The 17,207-nt window shown below is 69.5% G+C and carries 13 protein-coding genes and 1 pseudogene; 7 read left to right on the forward strand and 7 right to left on the reverse strand.

The genetic code is table 11. The features are described from left to right. Position 1: 1 nt before the first annotated feature. From WMF20_RS31605 to WMF20_RS31620, 4 genes and pseudogenes are all read left to right on the forward strand, one after another. Positions 2 to 490 carry a Na+/H+ antiporter subunit E gene (locus WMF20_RS31605; RefSeq protein WP_437617192.1) on the forward strand — a complete coding sequence of 163 codons (489 nt, stop codon included), beginning with the start codon at positions 2 to 4 and terminating at the stop codon, positions 488 to 490. Then, entirely contained in the window at positions 487 to 765 is a 279-nt protein-coding gene (locus WMF20_RS31610; protein ID WP_061628449.1) for a K+/H+ antiporter subunit F, read from the forward strand. The genes WMF20_RS31605 and WMF20_RS31610 overlap by 4 nt, the downstream gene beginning before the upstream one ends. Beyond that, entirely contained in the window at positions 762 to 1,127 is a 366-nt protein-coding gene (locus tag WMF20_RS31615; RefSeq protein WP_437605588.1) for a Na+/H+ antiporter subunit G, read from the forward strand. Before WMF20_RS31610 ends, WMF20_RS31615 begins: the two co-directional genes overlap by 4 nt. Positions 1,128 to 1,163: 36 nt before the next feature. After that, positions 1,164 to 1,301: pseudogene (locus WMF20_RS31620) on the forward strand (cation-transporting P-type ATPase); the annotation flags it as partial. A 145-nt stretch (positions 1,302 to 1,446) separates the two neighbouring features. On the opposite strand, the gene ribA reads toward WMF20_RS31620, so the two are convergent. Continuing rightward, positions 1,447 to 2,133: a GTP cyclohydrolase II gene (gene ribA / locus WMF20_RS31625; RefSeq protein WP_437605589.1), complete on the reverse strand. Its 687-nt coding sequence runs from the start codon at positions 2,131 to 2,133 to the stop codon at positions 1,447 to 1,449. Between the two features lie 308 nt (positions 2,134 to 2,441). Next, positions 2,442 to 4,244 (reverse strand): acyl-CoA dehydrogenase, encoded by a 1,803-nt coding sequence (locus WMF20_RS31630; protein ID WP_437605590.1) that lies wholly within the window; start codon positions 4,242 to 4,244, stop codon positions 2,442 to 2,444. Between the two features lie 588 nt (positions 4,245 to 4,832). Between WMF20_RS31630 and WMF20_RS31635 the strand changes: the two genes are divergently transcribed. Continuing rightward, a complete protein-coding gene (locus WMF20_RS31635) occupies positions 4,833 to 6,338 on the forward strand; it encodes an FAD-dependent monooxygenase (protein WP_437605591.1) in 1,506 nt (501 codons plus the stop codon). Between the two features lie 400 nt (positions 6,339 to 6,738). Further along, on the forward strand, positions 6,739 to 7,650 hold the full coding sequence (locus tag WMF20_RS31640; protein ID WP_437605592.1) for a hypothetical protein: 912 nt from the start codon (positions 6,739 to 6,741) through the stop codon (positions 7,648 to 7,650). Positions 7,651 to 7,814: 164 nt separating this feature from the next. Here WMF20_RS31640 and WMF20_RS31645 read toward each other — a convergent pair whose 3' ends face one another. The 4 genes from WMF20_RS31645 to WMF20_RS31660 form a co-directional block, all read right to left on the reverse strand. Continuing rightward, positions 7,815 to 8,612 carry an alpha/beta fold hydrolase gene (locus WMF20_RS31645; RefSeq protein ID WP_437605593.1) on the reverse strand — a complete coding sequence of 266 codons (798 nt, stop codon included), beginning with the start codon at positions 8,610 to 8,612 and terminating at the stop codon, positions 7,815 to 7,817. A gap of 126 nt (positions 8,613 to 8,738) precedes the next feature. Then, complete coding sequence (locus WMF20_RS31650) at positions 8,739 to 11,930, reverse strand: efflux RND transporter permease subunit (protein ID WP_437605594.1); 3,192 nt, start codon at positions 11,928 to 11,930, stop codon at positions 8,739 to 8,741. Beyond that, on the reverse strand, positions 11,927 to 13,240 hold the full coding sequence (locus tag WMF20_RS31655; protein WP_437605595.1) for an efflux RND transporter periplasmic adaptor subunit: 1,314 nt from the start codon (positions 13,238 to 13,240) through the stop codon (positions 11,927 to 11,929). Before WMF20_RS31655 ends, WMF20_RS31650 begins: the two co-directional genes overlap by 4 nt. A 151-nt stretch (positions 13,241 to 13,391) precedes the next feature. After that, entirely contained in the window at positions 13,392 to 14,228 is an 837-nt protein-coding gene (locus tag WMF20_RS31660; protein WP_437605596.1) for a hypothetical protein, read from the reverse strand. A 989-nt stretch (positions 14,229 to 15,217) separates the two neighbouring features. Between WMF20_RS31660 and WMF20_RS31665 the strand changes: the two genes are divergently transcribed. After that, the gene (locus WMF20_RS31665) at positions 15,218 to 16,258 is read left to right on the forward strand and encodes a hypothetical protein (RefSeq protein WP_437617193.1); all 1,041 of its coding nucleotides are present in this window, start codon (positions 15,218 to 15,220) and stop codon (positions 16,256 to 16,258) included. An 81-nt stretch (positions 16,259 to 16,339) separates the two neighbouring features. On the opposite strand, the gene WMF20_RS31670 is transcribed toward WMF20_RS31665, so the two are convergent. Then, positions 16,340 to 17,200: a hypothetical protein gene (locus WMF20_RS31670; protein ID WP_437605597.1), complete on the reverse strand. Its 861-nt coding sequence runs from the start codon at positions 17,198 to 17,200 to the stop codon at positions 16,340 to 16,342. Positions 17,201 to 17,207 lie beyond the last annotated feature (7 nt).

Raw genomic sequence — 17,207 nt, forward strand, 5'->3', positions numbered from 1 at the left:
CATCGAGAAGCCCGTGTTCGCGCCGCTCTTGTCCGCCGCTCTGTTCGCGTTGTGGCTGGCGCTCGCGCGCTCGACGAGCGTGGGCCAGATCGTCCTGGGGCTGGGGCTCGCGCTGGCGGTGCCGCTCCTTACCTCGGCCCTGCGACTGACGAATGTCCGGGCGCGGCGACCGCTGGTCGTCGTGCGCTTCATCCTGAGCGTCGGCTACGACGTTTTGCTCTCGAATTTCGAGGTCGCCCGGGACGTGGTCGCGTGGCGATCGCGGCGACCGCGGTCGAAGTTCGTGATCGTGCCCCTCGATCTGCGTGATCCCGTCGGGCTGGCCGCGTTATCCATGGTGACGACCGTGGTTCCGGGCACCGTGTGGTCGGAGCTCGCGCTCGATCGCAGCGCACTCTTGCTGCACGTGTGGAATGTCGGTGATGAAGGCGCCTTCGTCGCCCATTTCAAGGCTCGCTACGAGGAGCCTCTCAGGGAGATCTTCGAATGAGCGCACTTCTGTCTGGCGCAATTGCCTTCGCGCTCGGCTGCTACGCCGTCGCATCGGTTCTGGTGGTCGTCAGGTTGATCCGGGGGCCGCGGGCGCAGGACCGCGTGTTCGCGCTCGACTTGCTCTACTTCCACGCAATGCTGGTCATGCTGGTGCTGGGTATTCGTCACCGGAGCGACACGTACTTCGAAGCCGCGTTGTTGATCGCGCTCTTCAGCTTCGTGAGCTCATCCGCGATGGCGAAGTTCATCCTGCGTGGGGAGGTGATTGAATGAACCAGCTCCCCCTCTGGGTCGAGGCGGCGGTCGCTGCGTTGCTCGTGTTGAGCGGCCTGTTCGTGGTCATCTCCGCGTTCGGGTTCCTACGCCTGCCGGACTTCTTCCTGCGCATGCATCCCCCTGCGCTAGCGTACACCTTCGGCAGCTGGTGCGTGACGCTGGCGAGCATCCTCTACTTCTCGATGATCGAGTCCCGGCCCGTGCTGCACCCGTGGCTCATCATCATCATGCTCTCCATCACGGTCCCTGTGACCACGCTGCTCTTGGCACGTGTGGCGCTGTTCCGCCGCCGCGCTGCGGGAGCAGCCGACACTCCGCCGCCGCTCACTCCTCCAGCGACCGCCCCGAGGAGGACGTGAGCGACCCCGGACGAGCCGCGCGGAGCCGCATCGAACATGCGTCTCCCAGGGCGGCGCCTCTGCTGGCGGCACCTCGCAGCCGTCACCTCGCCTCCGGATGGCCTCTCGCCTCCCGAGGCGGCGAGGCGCCTCGAACGTGACGGTCCCAACGCCCTCTCGGAGCGGCGGGGCGCGTCGTGGGTGCGCAGGCGAGGATGGGCAAGATCCGCGACGGATGCGGCAAGGTCTGGCGCCGGCGGGCTACGCGCCCGGCGCGCAGGCGCACGACCTCGCCGGCGGGGGCTCAGCGCACGTCACGACGGATCGCGCCCACCCCGGGCTACTCGGCGTCGCCGGCCGCGGCGCTCTCGGCGGCCGCGCCGTCGCGCAGCGCCGGGATGGCGTGGCCCATCCGGACGCGCTTCGCCTCGAGGTAGGGCGCGGAGAACGGGTTCGCCGGGACGATGGCCGGGGAGCGCGACGAGATGCGCACGCCGAGGGCGCGGAGCCCCTCCACCTTGTCGGGGTTGTTCGTGAGGAGCCGGATCGACTCGATCCCGAGGTGATCGATCATCGCGGCCGCGGGCTCGTAGCCGCGGGCGTCGTCGGGCAGCCCGAGGATGCGGTTCGCGTCGACCGTGTCGTGGCCGAACGCCTGCAGCTGGTAGGCGCGGATCTTGTTGGCGAGCCCGATGCCGCGCCCCTCCTGCCGCAGGTAGAGCACGACGCCGAGCCCGCGGCGGCCGATCTCCGCCTGGGCCGCCTCGAGCTGCTCGCGGCAGTCGCACTTCAGCGAGCCGAACACCTCGCTCGTGAGGCACTCGGAGTGCACGCGCAGCGTGACGTCCGACTTGCCGCGCACGTCGCCCATGATCAGCGCGACGTGGTCGGGCGATAGCCCCTGCTCGGGGTTCGTCGCTCCCCCCCAGTGGAACACGAGCATCTGAAAGACACCGTGCTTCGTGGGCACGGGCGCCTGCGCGCGAATATCGAGCTGAGGCCGGATCGCCGTCGTCGGGACGTACATCTCGCTCTCCTGGTGAAGGAGTCCTGGGTCTCGTGTCAAGCAAGGAGCGCCGCGTCGAGTGAGCCCGCTTACCTTGCCGATGTCCGGCCACCCCTGAAGGTGGCATCCATCAAGTAGCGTAAGCGCCGAACAGGGACAAGGTAGGCTCTCCAAGATGTTGCTCCGCGGACATGCCGGGAGCAGCTCCACGGGCTCAGCGGTGCGCGGGCGCGGCGGTGCGCAGGTGCGGGTGCCGGGGCGGGTACGGGTGCGGGTGCGGGTGCGGGTGCCGACCTGGCCGACGCCCCGCGCGAGCTGCGCGCCGCCCCTCAGAACCACTCGGGCCGCATCCTCGCGTACGAGTCCTCGCCCGACCGGCAGAGCGCCGCGAGCGCCGGGGCCCGCGGCAGCTCCGTCGAGAACCAGTACTGCGCCGCGCACAGCTTGCCCTCGTAGAAGCCGGCGGGCGACGCGCCCCGGGCCAGCCCCTCGCGGGCCGCCGCGGCCATCGCGAGCCACTGCCACGCGACCACCAGGATCGAGGCGAGCTCGAGGTAGTCCGCGCTGTGCCGCAGCATCCGCTCGACGTCGCCGCGCAGCCCCGACTCGGCGAGGTGCATCGTCAGCTCCCCGAGCAGCGCCATCGACGCGCCGAGCCGCTCGCACCACGCGGGCTCGACGCCGGCCCGCCGCGCCCGGCCGATCGCCTGCTCGACCTCGCCGCCGAGCGCCATGAGCGCCGCGCCGCCCCCGGCCACGACCTTGCGGCCGAGGAGATCGAGGCCCTGGATGCCCGTCGTCCCCTCGTGGATCGAGTTGAGCTTCTGGTCCCGGAGCCACGCCTCCGGGAGGTACTCGCTCGAGTAGCCGTAGCCGCCGTGGACCTGGAGCGCGAGGGCGTTCGACTCGAAGCCCTTCTCGGCGGGGAAGGTCTTGGTGATGGGGGTGAGCAGGTCGAGGAGCCGCTGCGCGCGCTCGCGCTCCGCCGGATCCTCGGCGTGCGCGGCGAGATCGGCGTACCGCGCCGTCGTGGAGACCAGCGCGAGGCTGCCCTCCACGATGGCCTTCTGCCGGAGCAGCATCCGGCGCACGTCGGCGTGCTCGACGATCGGCACCTGCGGCGTCCTCGGATCCTTCGAGGCGAGCGGCCGGCCCTGGGGCCGGGCGAGCGCGTAGCCGAGCGCCTCGTGGTAGGCCGCCGAGGCGGTCGCGGCGGCGTTGACGCCCACCATGATCCGGGCCTCGTTCATCATCTGGAACATGTAGGAGATGCCCTGGTGCGGGTTGCCCACGAGGTAGCCGTGGCAGTCCCCGCGCTCGCCGAAGCTCATCGCGAGGCTCGGGAGCCCGCGCCAGCCGATCTTGTGGATCACGCCGGCGACCTCCACGTCGTTCGGGACGAGCCGCCCGCCCTCGGGCCGCCGCTTGGGCACGGCGAACAGGCTCACCCCCTTGATGCCCGGCGGCGCGCCGTCGATGCGCGCCAGCACGAGGTGGACGATGTTCTCGGCGAGGTCGTGATCGCCGCCCGAGATGAAGATCTTGGACCCGCGGACGAGGTAGTGCCCCGCCTGGGTCCGCTCGGCGCGCGCCTGCACGTCGGCCAGGCTCGAGCCGGCCTGCGGCTCGGTGAGCGCCATGGTCCCGGTCCACTCGCCGGCGTACAGCCGGGTCATGAAGGTGGACTTCAGGGTCTCGTCGCCGAACGTCTGGATCAGGTGCGCCGCCGCGGTCGTCAGCCCGAGGTAGCCGCACGCGCTCAGGTTGGCCGCCATCAGGTACGCGCCGGCGAGCATCGCGACCACGAGCGGCAGCTGCTGGCCCCCAACGTCGGCCGGCCGCGCCGCGGTGAGCACGCCGAGCTCGATCATGGGCCGGAAGACCTGCTTGAGGGCGGGGTGCGCCGCGACGGCGCCCCCCTCGAAGCGCGGGGGCGACGCGTCCACCGGCCGGTAGGTCGGGAACAGCACCTCCCGCGCGAACCGGCGACAGCTCTGGAGGTAGAGGTCGAAGGTCTCCCGCGTGTGATCGGCGAAATAGGGGAGCTCGCAGAGGCGGGGCGCGTCGAGCACCTCGTAGAGGAGGAACTCGACGTCGCGGTCGTTGAGGAGCGGATTCTGAGGAGCGGTCATGGTGTCGTTTGCCGGGCTTGGCGCACGCTAGGCGCGCACGCAGCGGGATGTCGAGGGGCTTCTCGCGGCGATAGGGCCGGCGAGCGTGGGCGAACGCGCGCGCCGATCACGACGGCGCGGCGCGCAACGCCGTCGGCATCGCGGCGGCGGGTGTCGTCGGCCGGGGAGGAACCCGTCGTCATCCCGGGCGGAACCCGTCGTCAGCCGACGTGGCGCTCCTCGTCATCCAAGGTGGAGCACGGTAGCCCGCCGCCGGGACGGCCTGTCTCTACTTCGCCGGGAACGCGGCTGTCCTGATGGCCGTGCTCCCGCGCAGGGGACACCGGCGCCAGCTGTGCGCCGCCGGAGGACCGACAGCTCTTCGCCGCGGATCCGCTGACCCACAACGCCGGCGGGAGCAGGCGGGTCTCGCTGAAATTTGCGCGCCGTCGTTCTGTGAGAGGGCACACGCAAAACGCTCCGGGGAGCGCAACCCCCGCCTCTCTCCACTACCAACGTATGCCAGAGACGGGGGCTTGCGGCAAGCCCCGGGTCGTGCCGTACGGTCGCCGGCCGCAAGCCAGAGATGGCATGCACAGGAGGATCGAAATGCACGACGAATCCGGACGCGGTGTCGCCATGACAAAGCACGCAGTTGTGATCGCCGGAGGAGGTCCGACAGGGCTGATGTTGGCGGGCGAGCTGGCGTTGGCGAGGGTCGACGTCGCCATCGTCGAGCGGCGTGAGAGCCAAGACCTCGAGGGCTTGCGCGCAGGCGGGCTGTACATACGCACGATCGAGGTGCTCGATCAGCGAGGAATCGCCGATCGCTTCATTTCGCAAGGGCAGGTGTTTCGGAGCGCGCCCTTCGCGCGGGGCACGCTCGACATCAGCGACATCCCGGCTCGCCACAACTACTATCTCGGGCTCTGGCAGTACCGCACCGAGCGCATCCTGGCCGACTGGGTCTCTGAGCTGGGGGTGCCGATCTATCGCCGAAGTGAGGTCACGGGCTTCGCGCAGGACGACGCCGGCGTCGATGTCGAGCTGTCCGACGGCCGATCGTTGCGCGCGAAGTATCTCGTCGGGTGCGACGGCGGTCGCAGCCTGATCCGCAAGAAAGCAGGCATCGACTTCCCAGGGTGGGATCCGTCGACCAGCTACTTGATCGCCGAGGTCGAGATGGCCGAAGAGCCCGAGTGGGGCATCCGCCGTGGTGAAAAGGGCATCAATGCGATAGGCAAGCTCGAGGACGGCAAGAGCGTGCGCATGGTGTTGAGTGAACCGCCCCTCGCCCAGGGCGACAAGCCGACCCTACGCGACGTCCGCGAGGCGCTCATCGCCGTCTACGGGACGGATTATGGTCTTCGCAGCGCCACCTATATCTCCCGGTTTACCGATATGGCTCGGCAGGCGGCGTCCTACCGAAACAACCGCGTGCTCTTGGCGGGCGACGCGGCGCACGTGCATTCCCCGATGGGCGGACAGGGGCTCAACATCGGCGTGCAGGACGCGGTGAATCTGGGATGGAAGCTCGCCCAGGTGGTCCACGGGACGTCGCCGGAGAGCCTCCTGGACACGTACCATGCCGAGCGGCACCCAGTCGGCGCCCGCGTGCTGCGTAACACCATGGCGCTCACCGCGCTCGATCGCAGCGACGATCGTATCGAGGCCTTGCGCGGGATGATGTCCGAGCTGATGCAGAGGGACGCGCCTCGCCAGCAATACGTCGCGATGATGTCTGGCGTGGACATCAACTACGATCTCGGCGAGGGACACCCGTTGCTCGGGCGCCGCATGCCCGATCTCGACGTGGTCATCACGGACGGCCCGCAGCGCGTGTTCGCCCTGCTGCACGATGCCCGACCGGTGTTCCTCAACCTCGGCGAGCCCGGCGCCTTCGACATCACGCCGTGGGCGGCTCGGGTCCGGCGAGTCGACGCGCGATACGCCGGCGCGTGGGAGCTCCCGGTGCTCGGCGCGGTCGCTGCTCCCACCGCGGTCTTGATTCGCCCTGACGGCTACGTCGCGTGGGTCGGAGAAGGCACGGACCAGGGCCTCGGTGACGCCCTGACCACCTGGTTCGGACCGCCCACGGCGCCGACCGGCAGTTGACATAACGTACGATTTACTGTTCCGCCTACAAAAACCAACAGATCCAACGAGTTCACTCGGCTGTGCAATATTGTCTACACCACGCTGGCAGAGGCCGCAGACCGTCGCGTCAGCGCGACCGAACTCAGCGGCGAGGACACTCGAACGACCCGTGTAGGATTGCAGCATGGCTGATCGATCACCGGGCGCGCGGGGGATCGCGGAGGGCTCGAGCGATTGTGCTGGTACGGCGCGCGCCCGCCGTTCAGCTTGGAGCGCCTCTCGATCCTGGCCGATGGCCGCGCGGGACACCTCCTCCGCAAGCCGAGGCGCAACGGCGCGACGCATCGGGTGATGACGCCGGTCCACGATTGGCCTCCCCTCTCTTGCAGGCGCGTCGCAATCGTAGGATACTGGCTCGATGAGCTGGATTTTTCCGTTCGCTACAGCGCGGCTCGTCTGCGCGAACCGCACCGCCATCGATGACCCCGGTCCGAGTCCCGATACCGCAGGGATGCGGAGCATCCGCGCAACGCCGGCGATGGCCCTGCTTGCGCTGCTGCTTACGGTCGCCGGATGCAGCAGCACCGAGACGGGTGGCATGGATGGAACCGCGGGAGCAGCGCCGGGCGATGCCGGTACGCAGGACGCCGCGTCGGGCTCGGGTGGCGCCGGTGGCTCGGGTGGCGCCGGTGGCTCGGGTGGCGCCGGTGGCTCGGGTGGCGCCGGTGGCTCGGGTGGCGCCGGTGGTTCCGTCGAGGCAGGCGGCGGCGGCGCCGCTCCAGATCTGGCAAGCTATGCGAGCGGGTTGGACAAGCTGTTTATCGATGCCCCGTGCGACCCGTCGACGCCCTTGCCGCTGGCGTCCATGGCGACGTGCAATCATCCGCCCAACACCCAGCACATCGAGAAGCAGGTGACCTTCGGCGGCGATCCGAACACGACGTACTCGGTCAAGCTGCGGGTGCGCGGGATCTGGGAGCCGACGGACATCGTGGGGGGGGAGATGCCCGTGAAGCCGTTCATGATCGGCGGTAGCATTGGCCCCAACGATTCCATCAATTACCAGCAATATTCGATTGAGGTGAGCGAGCCGCGCCAGACGTACTGGCTGAACAATTATCAGTACCGCGCTCACGACATTCACAAGGAGGACTACGAGGCGACGATCCAGGTCAACGGCGGCGCCATGGTCAAGGTGGTGATGAACGACGGCAACGAACGCCAGATCGCCAATTGGACCAAGGACTATTTCGAGGGGCTGCCACCGTACGACACGGCGCCGACCACCGGCCAGATGCTGCACCTGGACGTGGTGTCGGTGAGCAAGTAGGGCAACCCGTTCCAGATGAGCTGAAATAGACCATCGCGTGCTCCTGGTCGAGCCGGCTGAGGGCAACGAGCGCCGCCTGGACCGCGGCGAGCCCGTTCGGCCCGTTGCCGTGCGCCACCGCCGAGACAGCTGCAACGATTCGTCAGGCCGAGGCGCACGAGCAGCTAAGCGAGCCCACGCAAGAACGACAGAACCACCTCTCCCAGGCGCTCGGGTTGTTGAAATGGAAGGCCGTGGCCGGCGTCCTGTACCTGTTCGATCCGTACGCGCGGGTTGAGGCTCCGCAGCTCCGTCGCCATCTCGAGCGTGACGACGGGGCTGCTGTCACCGATGACGAGCAGGCTCGGGACGTCGATCGCGCTCACCACGTCGCGATATTCGGGGTTGGGCGGCGTGAGGACGTCGAACGCGCCCATGCGGGTCTTCAGCCTCGCCTCGGCTTGAAGCTCGACGATCTCCGGCGAGCGACCCGGGTGTCGGGCGCGGGCCTGCGCGACGAGATCAGCCTTCTGTAAACCGAGGGCCTGGCGGTGTTGATCGGCGACATCGCTGTCGCGCACCTCGCGTTGGCGCTCGGGGCTCAAGAACGTCGGGTCGACCAGGATGAGGCCGCGGATGACCCCCGCCCCTCGACTCGCCACCACCGCGGCGGTCATGCCGCCCATCGAGTGGCCAAGCAGGACCGGACGAGAGAGCTCCAGGCCGCGGATGAGGCCCACGACGTCGCTCGCGTGATCCTCGTACCGGTATCCGTGGTGCGGCGCGCTCGAACCGCCGTGCCCTCGGGCGTCGGGCATGACGACGTCGAACTCCCCCTCGAGCGCCCGCGCCACGGGAGTCCAGCAGGCGCCGCTCCCCATCAATCCATGGAGCAGCACGACGGGAGGCTTGGCGCCTCCAGTTCGGAGGTAATGGATGTCGATGCCGTTCGTCTCGCAGACTCCGCTGATCCAGATCGTCATGAAACTGTCCCTGCCTGCCGCAGCTTCGCGCGTGCGATGAAGTGGTTCAGGTCTGAGTACGCGGGGAATAGCGGCGTCGATGCTAGCCCTGCTCCCCGGGCAGCGCCCCGCACCCGACGGCCGGCCCTAGCGCTCCGGCGCGGCCGGGTGCGCCGGCCCGGCGGGCGCGTGGCGCCCCGCGCGCCGCGCCCGGAGCCGCGCGACGCGGCCCTGCACGTCGTCGGCGAGCACGTAGAACGCCGGCACGACGAGGAGGCTGAGCGCCGTCGAGACGAGGAGGCCGCCGATGACCGCCGCGGCCATCGGGGCCCGGATCTCGGCGCCGGGCCCGAGCGCCAGCGCCGACGGGACCGCGGCCATCAGCGTCGCGATCGAGGTCATCAGGATCGGCCGGAGCCGCACCGGGCCGGCGCGGAGCATCGCCGTGCGGGCGTCCATGGCCTCCCCTATCCCCTCGCCGTGCCCCCGCCGCACCTCGATCGCGTGATCCACGAGGATGATCGAGTTCTTCTTCACGATCCCCATGAGCAGGAGGATGCCGATCATGCTGAAGATGTTGAGCGTGTGCCCGGAGAGCAGCAGCGCGAAGGCGGCGCCCGCGATCGACAGCGGCAGGATCGTCAGCACCGTGACCGGGTGCAGGAACGAGTTGAACTGGGACGCCAGCACCATGTAGGCGACCAGGATCCCGAGCACGAGCGCGAAGATGAGGCCGCCCATCGACTCGCGGAACGTCACGCTCGCGCCGCCCAGCACCACGCGGTAGCCGGCCGGCAGGTCCCGGCCGAGCTCCTCGACCCGGGCGACCGCCTCGCCCTGGGAGTGCCCGGGCGCGATGTTGCCGAAGATCGAGATGGCGCGCTCGCGGTCGCGGCGCGTGATCGCCTGCAGCGCGGGGAGCTCCTCGTAGCTCACGACCGACGTGAGCGGCACCAGCGCGCCCGACGCGCTCCTCACCTGGATGCGCGCGAGGTCCTCGGGCCGGCTCCGCTGCTCGGCGAGCAGGCGCGCGCGGACGTCGATGCGGCGCCCATTGTCGTTGTACTTGGCGATGCGCCCGCCGCCGACCAGCGTGTTCAGCGTCGTCGCGATCGACGCGACGCTCACGCCGAGATCCGCCGCGCGCGCCCGGTCGGGCGTGATGCGGAGCTCGGGCATGCCGAGCTGGTAGTCGGTGTCGAGATCGACGACGAGGCCGCTCTGCGCGAGCTCGCTCCGGATGCGCTCGCTGTGCCTCGTGAGCTCGCCCCAGTCGGGGCCGCGGATCGAGAACTCGACCGGGAAGCCGCGCTGCGCCGTGAAGCCCGACTGCGAGAGGTCCTGGACCACGGCGCGCAGGCCGGGGTAGCCGTTCAGCTCCTTGCGGAGCGCGCCCTGGAGGTCGGCCTGCGAGAGCGACCGCTCCTCGGGCGGCTTCATCGTGATGAACAGGACGCCCGTGTTCACGGCGCCGCCGCCGAAGCCGCCGACCACGGCGAAGACGCGCGACACCGCCGGGTGCTCGCCCACGAACGTCTCCGCGCGCTGGAAGAGCCGGTCGGTCTCCTCGATGTCCGAGCCGACCGCCGTCTGCAGGCGCACGAGGAGCCGCCCCTGGTCCTGCGACGGGACGAACTCCGTCGGGAGCCGCTGCATCGTGACGATCGCGCCGGCGAAGAGGAGTGCGCCGAGCAGGACCACCGCGACCGGGAACCGCAGCGCCCGGGCGAGCAGCCAGCCGTAGCCGCGGGAGAGCGCCTCGAAGCCGCGGTCGACGAGCTGCCCGAGGCGGCCCCGGCCCTCGCGCGAGACGTCGAGGATCTGCGCGCAGCGGGCGGGCGCGAGGGTGATCGCCTCCAGGTACGAGAGGAGCACGGCGATGCAGAGGGTCACGCCGAACTGGAGGAAGAAGCGGCCGACCACCCCCTCCATGAAGATGATCGGGATGAAGATCGCGACGACCGCGAGCGTCGCGGCGAGCGCCGCGAAGGTGATCTCGGCGGTGCCCTCGCGGGCGGCGCGGACGCGGTCCTTCCCCCCCTCGGCGTGCCGGTGGATGTTCTCGAGCACCATGATCGCGTCGTCGACGACGATGCCGACGGCGAGCGAGAGCCCGAGCAGCGTGAAGGTGTTCAGCGTGAAACCGAGGAAGTAGATCGCGGCGACCGTGCCGAGCAGCGACATCGGGATCGCCAGGACGACGTTGATCGTGCTGGAGAGCGAGCCGAGGAACATCCAGCAGACGAGGGCCGTGAGCGCGATGGCCATGCCGAGCTCGAGCTCGATCTCGTGGACCGACTCCTCGATGAACTTCGTCGAGTCGAAGTTCACCCCGACCTCCATCCCCTCGGGCAGGGTCTTCTGGACCTCGGCGAGCGCGGCGCGGACGCCCTGCGCGACCTCGACCGCGTTCGAGCCCCGCTGCTTCCGCACGCCGAGGCCCTGCGCGGGCTCGCCGTTCACGCGGGCGAGCCGGCGGACGTCCTCGAAGCCGTCCTCGATGAGCGCGACGTCCTCCAGGTACACCGTGGCGCGCGCCGACGACGGCGGGCCCGCCGGCTGGGCGGCCGCGCCGGGCGGGGCGGCGCCGCCGGGGTCGCCCTCGCGGATGACGATCTTCTTGAAGGTGGCGAGGTCGAGCGCCTCGCCCATCACGCGCACGTTGATCTCCCGCCCCTGGGTCTCGATGCGGCCGGCGGGGAGCTCGATGTGCTGGCGGCGCAGGGCCTCGGTGACCTCGGCGACGGTGAGGCCCTTGGCGGCGAGGCGATCGGCGTCGATCCAGATGCGGACGTTGCGCTCGAGGTAGCCGCCGAGGGTCAGCTCGCCGACGCCGGGCACCGTCTGGAGCTTCTCCTTCAGCCGGTAGCGCGCGATGTCGGCGACGAGCTGCGGGGAGAAGGGGCCGGAGAGCCCGACCCACATGATCGGCTGGTCCTCCGGGTTCGTCTTGGAGACGACGGGCGGGTCGAGGTCGAGCGGCAGCCGCCGCTGCGCCTGGGAGATCTTCGTCTGCACGTCCTGGAGCGCGACGTCGACGTCGCGCGACAGATCGAGCTCGATGGTGACCGAGGCGCTGCCCTGGCGCGACGTCGACGTGATCGACCGGATCCCCTCGACCTGGACGGCCGCCTCCTCGAGCGGCTCGACCACGTCGTGCTCCATGATCTCGGGGGCGGCGCCCTCCAGGGTGGCGGAGATGGTGATGGTGGGGAAGTCGACGTCGGGGAACTGGCTGATGCCGATCCGCGACACGGCCACGAGGCCGAAGACGATGGTCGCCGCCATCAGCATCCAGGCGAAGACCGGCTTCCTGAGGCACGCTTCGGTGAGGCTCACGGCGCGCTCCGCGTCGAGCTGGCGGGGGAGGTCGCCGGCGCCGAGCCGGCCGGCGCCGGCGATGAGCCGGCGGGCAAGGCGGGCGGCGGCGCGCCGGCAGGTGCTCCGGGCGCAGCGCCGGCCGGTGCTCCGGACGCAGCGCCGGCGCCGGCGCCCTCCCCGGCGTGGCCCGCGGCCTGGCCGCCGGGCAGGCTGCCGGGCGTCGCGACGCGGACCTGGGACCCGTCGCGCAGCGCCTCGGCGCCGCGCACCACGAGGCGCTCGCCCACGGAGAGCCCCGATTTCACCTCGACGCGCCCGTCCGTCGTGCGCAGCCCCAGCGAGAGCACGCGCTCGCGCGCGGTGGTGCCGTCGACCACGTAGGCGAGGAACCCGCGCTCGCTCGGCCGCACGGCGGTCTGCGGGATCACGGGCGCGTCGCCGCTCGCGCCCACGGGCACGGTCACCTCGGCGAAGGTGCCGGGGCGGAGCAGGTCCTTGCCTTCGCCCTGCACCTCGCCGGTCGCGGCGACCATGCGCGTCGCGGGATCGGCCGCGTCGGCGACGTGCGTGAGCTTCGCGGTGTAGGTCCGCGCGTCGCCCTTCACCGTGAAGCGCGCCTCCATGCCGGGGCGGACGCGCAGGGCGTCGGCGGCGGGGAGCTGGAAGCGGAGCAGGAGCGGGTCGCGGCGGAGGAGCGTCGCGAGCACCGTGCCGACGGCGACGTGCTGGCCGGTCTGCACGGTGCGCGTCTGGATCTTCCCCGGGATGGGCGCGCGCACGTAGGCGTCGCGCAGGTTGAGGAGCGCCTGGTCGACGGCGATCTTCGCCTCGGCGACCTGCGCGGCGGTCGTCGCCGCCCTGGAGCGCCACGACGCGACCTCTTCCTTGCTGAAGACGCCCTCGGCGCCCTCGGCCTCGCGCCGCTCGAGGCCGGCGGCGGCCTCGGCCTGCGTGGCGGTCATGCGGTCGAGCGTCGCGCGCGCGGCGCGGACGGCGAGGTTGTACCGGGCCGGATCGATCTCGACGAGCACCTGCCCCGCCTTGACCTCGTCGCCTTCCATGAACCGCACCGCCTCGACGACGCCGGCGACGCGCGCGGTGAGCTGCACCTGCTCGAACGCCTCGACGGCGCCGACGGCGGGCACGGCGTACTCGACGCGCTCCGCCGCGACGGGCGCGACCTCGACCGGGAAGCTCATCGCCTGCTTCCCTGGCCTGCGCCCCTGCTCTGGCGAGGCCTCCTCGCCCTTCTTGCAGGCCGGAGAGCCGATGAGGACAAGGCCCGCCACGAGGGCGAGCGCGGCGACGCGGAAAGGTTGGAGCGCCATCGAGTTGGAGGAGTAGCGCAACTCGCGGCGGTGCGCGCGAGCTTCGGCGCGGACGGCGGGCCGCGTCACGAAGGCCGCGCGCACAGCGGAGGGGCGCGATGCTGCGGGGGTGTGACGCTGCGGGGGCGCGGCGCTGCGGGGGCGCGGCGCTTCAGCCGAGGAGAGGGCTCTCTCCGGGCCCCTTCGCGGGCGCGCTCTCGGGCTTCGCCGCGTCGCGGGCGGCCTTGGCGCGGCGCGCGGCGGCGCGGCGGCGGCGCTCGTAGCTGCTCGTGACCTCGCGCAGCACCTCCGGATTCCGCTGGAACACCCGCGCTGCGGCCTTCCGCACCAGCGCCGTCTTCTCCTGGAGCAGCCTGAGCAGCCCGTTGCGGATCCGCGTCGCCTCCTTGACCTCGGAATCGGCCGCCGGCCGCGCGGCCGGCGCCGCGGCGAGCGCGCGCGCGAGCTCCTTCGCCTCGGTGATGAGGGCGACGTCGAACTCCTCGTCCACCTCCACGAGCCGGTCCTTCAGCGCGTCTGCGAGGCCGGCATAGTCGCTCAGCGCCTGGTGCAGCGCGCTGGAGCGCTGGCCGATGTCGGCGTGGAACTCCTGGATGGCCGTGAGCTGCGCGTCCGCGGGCTCCTCGACGCCGTCGTCGAGGAGGAACTCGAGGGCGGACTCGAGCTCGTCGAGGACGAGGCGCGCGCGCTCGCCGTGGTCGACGACGACGGGATCGACGAGCAGGAGCAGCTTCGTTTGCGCCTCCTGGACCGCGTACACCAGAGAGACGATCTCCTCACCGGTGCTCTCGGGCAAGCGCGCCTTGACGCGCCTGAGGCCTGACAGCGTGGCCGTGGGCTCCCAGTGCTTGTCGAAGAATCCGGCGACCTGACCTGCCTCCTTGAGGGCGACGTCGTAAGGCACCTTGAGGGGGTTCTCCGTCTGAGCGGCGGCCTTGGCCTGGTCGCGCCAGCGGTCGTAATGAGTGTTGTTCTGCTTCTTGGGCATAAGCATGAGGCTTACCCGGATGGAGAGGGTCTGGGAAGGTGTCCGAGGGTCGCGAACGTGCTGTCGAGCTCGCAGGAGCAGTTCAGCGGCGCCAAAATTATTCAGGTCGCGTGCAGGTCACACGTTCAGACGGACACGGCTCTCGCCGTATCCTCCGGGTGAGGTGCCGGGAATGGACTCCGGAGCTGAATCGGCGGGCAGCACGCGCGAGAGATACGACCATCCCCGCGTCGGAGGGGTGTCAGCGACTGCCGAGGGCTCAGTTCCTCTCGCCACCTCGCAGTCCCTCTCCCGGAGCTCCCCCAGGCGTCGGGGCATAGCGAGATTACACGCCGTGACGGATGCGGGTCGACCCCGTATGCCGACGCCGGAGGCAACGAACAATCCTCCGAGGACGTCCCCGCCGAGCCGGCGAACGGAGACGGCATCGAGTTGCCGCTGCGGGCCTCGACCCCGCGACGCGGCCGACCGGCCATGCCCATAACGTCGCTTCGATGCCGTGAGGACATAACTGCGGCCGAGACAACCTGTTGACTCCGCTCATCCGCTGGGGCAACGCTCCGCTCATCCGGCAGGAGGAGAGATTGGAGACGGTCTGAGGGCGAAGGCGAGCGCGCTCGTGCTGTGCGGCGGGCTCGGATTGATGCTCGTATCGGCATGCGATTTGTCCTACACCTGCGACACAGTGGAGCCGGGAGGCGCGGGTGCTGGATACCCGACAGGATCCGCGAGAGCGGGAGATTACCCGAACAACGACGAAGGTGAAGAAGACGGAGCCGAGAGATAGGTAGCGCAGAGCTCGCGATGGCGGGCTCGTGCTCGCCAAGCAAGACATGTACCGATATGTTCGTCAACTGCCAGGGCAAGGGCTGGCCTTGCACGCGCACCATCGAGGGACGCAAGACTCTCTGCGCCATCTGCCGGCGCGATTGCCAGCTCGAGAAGAGCTATTCATATCGCGAGTGCTACGATTGCGGGTTTGAGTGAACATGAACAGCCATCCAATGCTTCGCGCAGGAACGCACGTCGCCTTCGACACACGGACGGTGGAACGTCTATCGCACATCGGTGCAACCAACCTGGTGCGCTCGTCCGATTGCCTAATTATAGGACCGAGCCGCCGGGACGCCGTGGAGCATGCTCGGGCGCGCGAGGCGTGGTGGAACATAGGCGAAGAGTGGGATAGGCTTTATTCGTCGGATGTCCGCTGGGAGCCCCCGGTCGTCGTATGGGTGTCGGCGAGCCTTCACGAGCGGGTGAACCTCTGGAGGACCTGCAGCTGGTTGCGTCACCTTGGGATACCGCACAGCGACGTATTTCTTCTCGACTTTGAGCCAGTTCCGCTGTCGAGCGCAGCGAGCCGTGAGGTTTTGACGCGTCCGTTTACCTGTTCGGAGTCCGTGTCTGATCATCCAGATGAGGTTCTCCTCGACCGCATCGCCAGTGCGTGTCCCTGGCCGCGCGAGCGGCACGATCGTGCCGTTGGCCTCTGGGACAGATACGTCGACGAGAACCCGTTGCCATTCGTTGAAAGCTGCATCCGTGGCGTTGAAGGATTTCCAGAGCTCGCCTCCTTATGGGCACTTCTCTCTTGCTTCTTTCCAAGGAAACCCGCGGATGGCTCCCTGCGTCTCAGCCGATTCGACGATATAGTTTTTGCCCTCCTCTCGACGGAGTGGAAGACCCCGTTGGCCTTGGTCGCCCACGAATCGGAAGCGCAAATGAACCTGTGGCATCTCCTTTCCTGTACGGGAGATCTGTTCCTCCCGCAGCGGCTGGAGGACTGGGCAGGGCACGATTCGAGCGCGGCCATGGATCGGGCCCCTGGTCCAAAGCCGCCCAATGCCGGCTACCCCATGCTATCGGAGGTCTACAGACTCACCGAGCGTGGGGTGCGGCTCCGAGACAAGGGGCTCGATCAGCTCACGGATGCGCCACGGCTGCCCATGGCCGGAACCGAGGCGTACGCAGCATCATCCCCCTGGGTGCTCCTCGAAAACGGACGGCTCGCTCGCCTCAAGGCGACCTGATGTGCTCGGCAACGATTTCGTCAGACGCTTGATCTTGCACGAGGCCCTCCGCTCCCCCCTCGCCGCCGACGAGCCCCCCCGCTAACGGCACGGAGGGCAATCCCCGCCGCAGTCCGCGTCTTCCTCTTCGCCGTTCCGTCGGCCGTCGCTGCACGTGCGCGCCTGGCACTTCCCAGCGAAGCAGATCCCGCTCTCGCAGTTCTCGTTGGCCCGGCACTTGTACCCGTCTGCACACGGGTAGCAACCGAAGCCACAATCCACATCGGTCTCGTTGCCGTTTTGCACGCGATCACGACATCTGTCGACCGAGCACGTCCCGTCCGGCCCGCACACGCCCGTGAGGCAGTCGTACTTGTTCTTGCACGGCTGCGTTATCCTGCACGGATCGCAGTGCCCCCCGCAGTCCATGTACGTCTCCCCGAAATCAGGGTCGAGCATGCCGTTCTTGCACTCGACAGGAATACAGTTCCCGAGAAGCGAGCAGAACAGCTCCGGGTCTTCACAGTCGGCGTCGTACAAACATGTAACCTCCTGTCCACTGCCATTGCAGAAGCCGGAGCCCGAGGGCGCCGGGGAAGGTTCTACAAACTTGTTGGCGGGACCTGTCGGCTCGCAGACGTCCTCGGTGCACGGGTTGCCATCGTCCCACACGTCCTCCGGGTCACGCTCGGCGACACGTTGCCCCTCATGGCAGCGCGTGATCTCACAGTCGCCTCGGTACTGGCTCCTCGATGTCTCGAACAGCTCGAGCTCGCAGGTCCCCTCGACGCAGGCGATCTCCCCGCACCTCGGGTCCACGTTATAAGGCAATTCGCAGTCCGCCGTGGTTCTGCACTCGGGCGGCGGCGTGTAAGGGGGTGGCGGAGGGTCCGAGCAAGCGAGCCAGGACGACGCGACGATGAGCGCCGCGAACGCCGCGGCGAAACTTCTCAATAGCTTCATGATCCCT

Source organism: Sorangium sp. So ce834 (assembly GCF_051521425.1).
In the GTDB taxonomy this organism is placed as follows: domain Bacteria; phylum Myxococcota_A; class Polyangia; order Polyangiales; family Polyangiaceae; genus Sorangium; species Sorangium cellulosum_D.

Bases quoted from the DNA above. Each gene is read 5' to 3' on its own strand.
- WMF20_RS31660 (WP_437605596.1), bottom strand. From the start codon at position 14,228: ATGCCCAAGAAGCAGAACAACACTCATTACGACCGCTGGCGCGACCAG.
- WMF20_RS31665 (WP_437617193.1), top strand. From the start codon at position 15,218: ATGAACAGCCATCCAATGCTTCGCGCAGGAACGCACGTCGCCTTCGAC.
- ribA (WP_437605589.1), bottom strand. From the start codon at position 2,133: ATGTACGTCCCGACGACGGCGATCCGGCCTCAGCTCGATATTCGCGCG.
- WMF20_RS31610 (WP_061628449.1), top strand. From the start codon at position 487: ATGAGCGCACTTCTGTCTGGCGCAATTGCCTTCGCGCTCGGCTGCTAC.
- WMF20_RS31655 (WP_437605595.1), bottom strand. From the start codon at position 13,240: ATGGCGCTCCAACCTTTCCGCGTCGCCGCGCTCGCCCTCGTGGCGGGC.
- WMF20_RS31640 (WP_437605592.1), top strand. From the start codon at position 6,739: ATGAGCTGGATTTTTCCGTTCGCTACAGCGCGGCTCGTCTGCGCGAAC.
- WMF20_RS31615 (WP_437605588.1), top strand. From the start codon at position 762: ATGAACCAGCTCCCCCTCTGGGTCGAGGCGGCGGTCGCTGCGTTGCTC.
- WMF20_RS31670 (WP_437605597.1), bottom strand. From the start codon at position 17,200: ATGAAGCTATTGAGAAGTTTCGCCGCGGCGTTCGCGGCGCTCATCGTC.
- WMF20_RS31635 (WP_437605591.1), top strand. From the start codon at position 4,833: ATGCACGACGAATCCGGACGCGGTGTCGCCATGACAAAGCACGCAGTT.
- WMF20_RS31630 (WP_437605590.1), bottom strand. From the start codon at position 4,244: ATGACCGCTCCTCAGAATCCGCTCCTCAACGACCGCGACGTCGAGTTC.
- WMF20_RS31645 (WP_437605593.1), bottom strand. From the start codon at position 8,612: ATGACGATCTGGATCAGCGGAGTCTGCGAGACGAACGGCATCGACATC.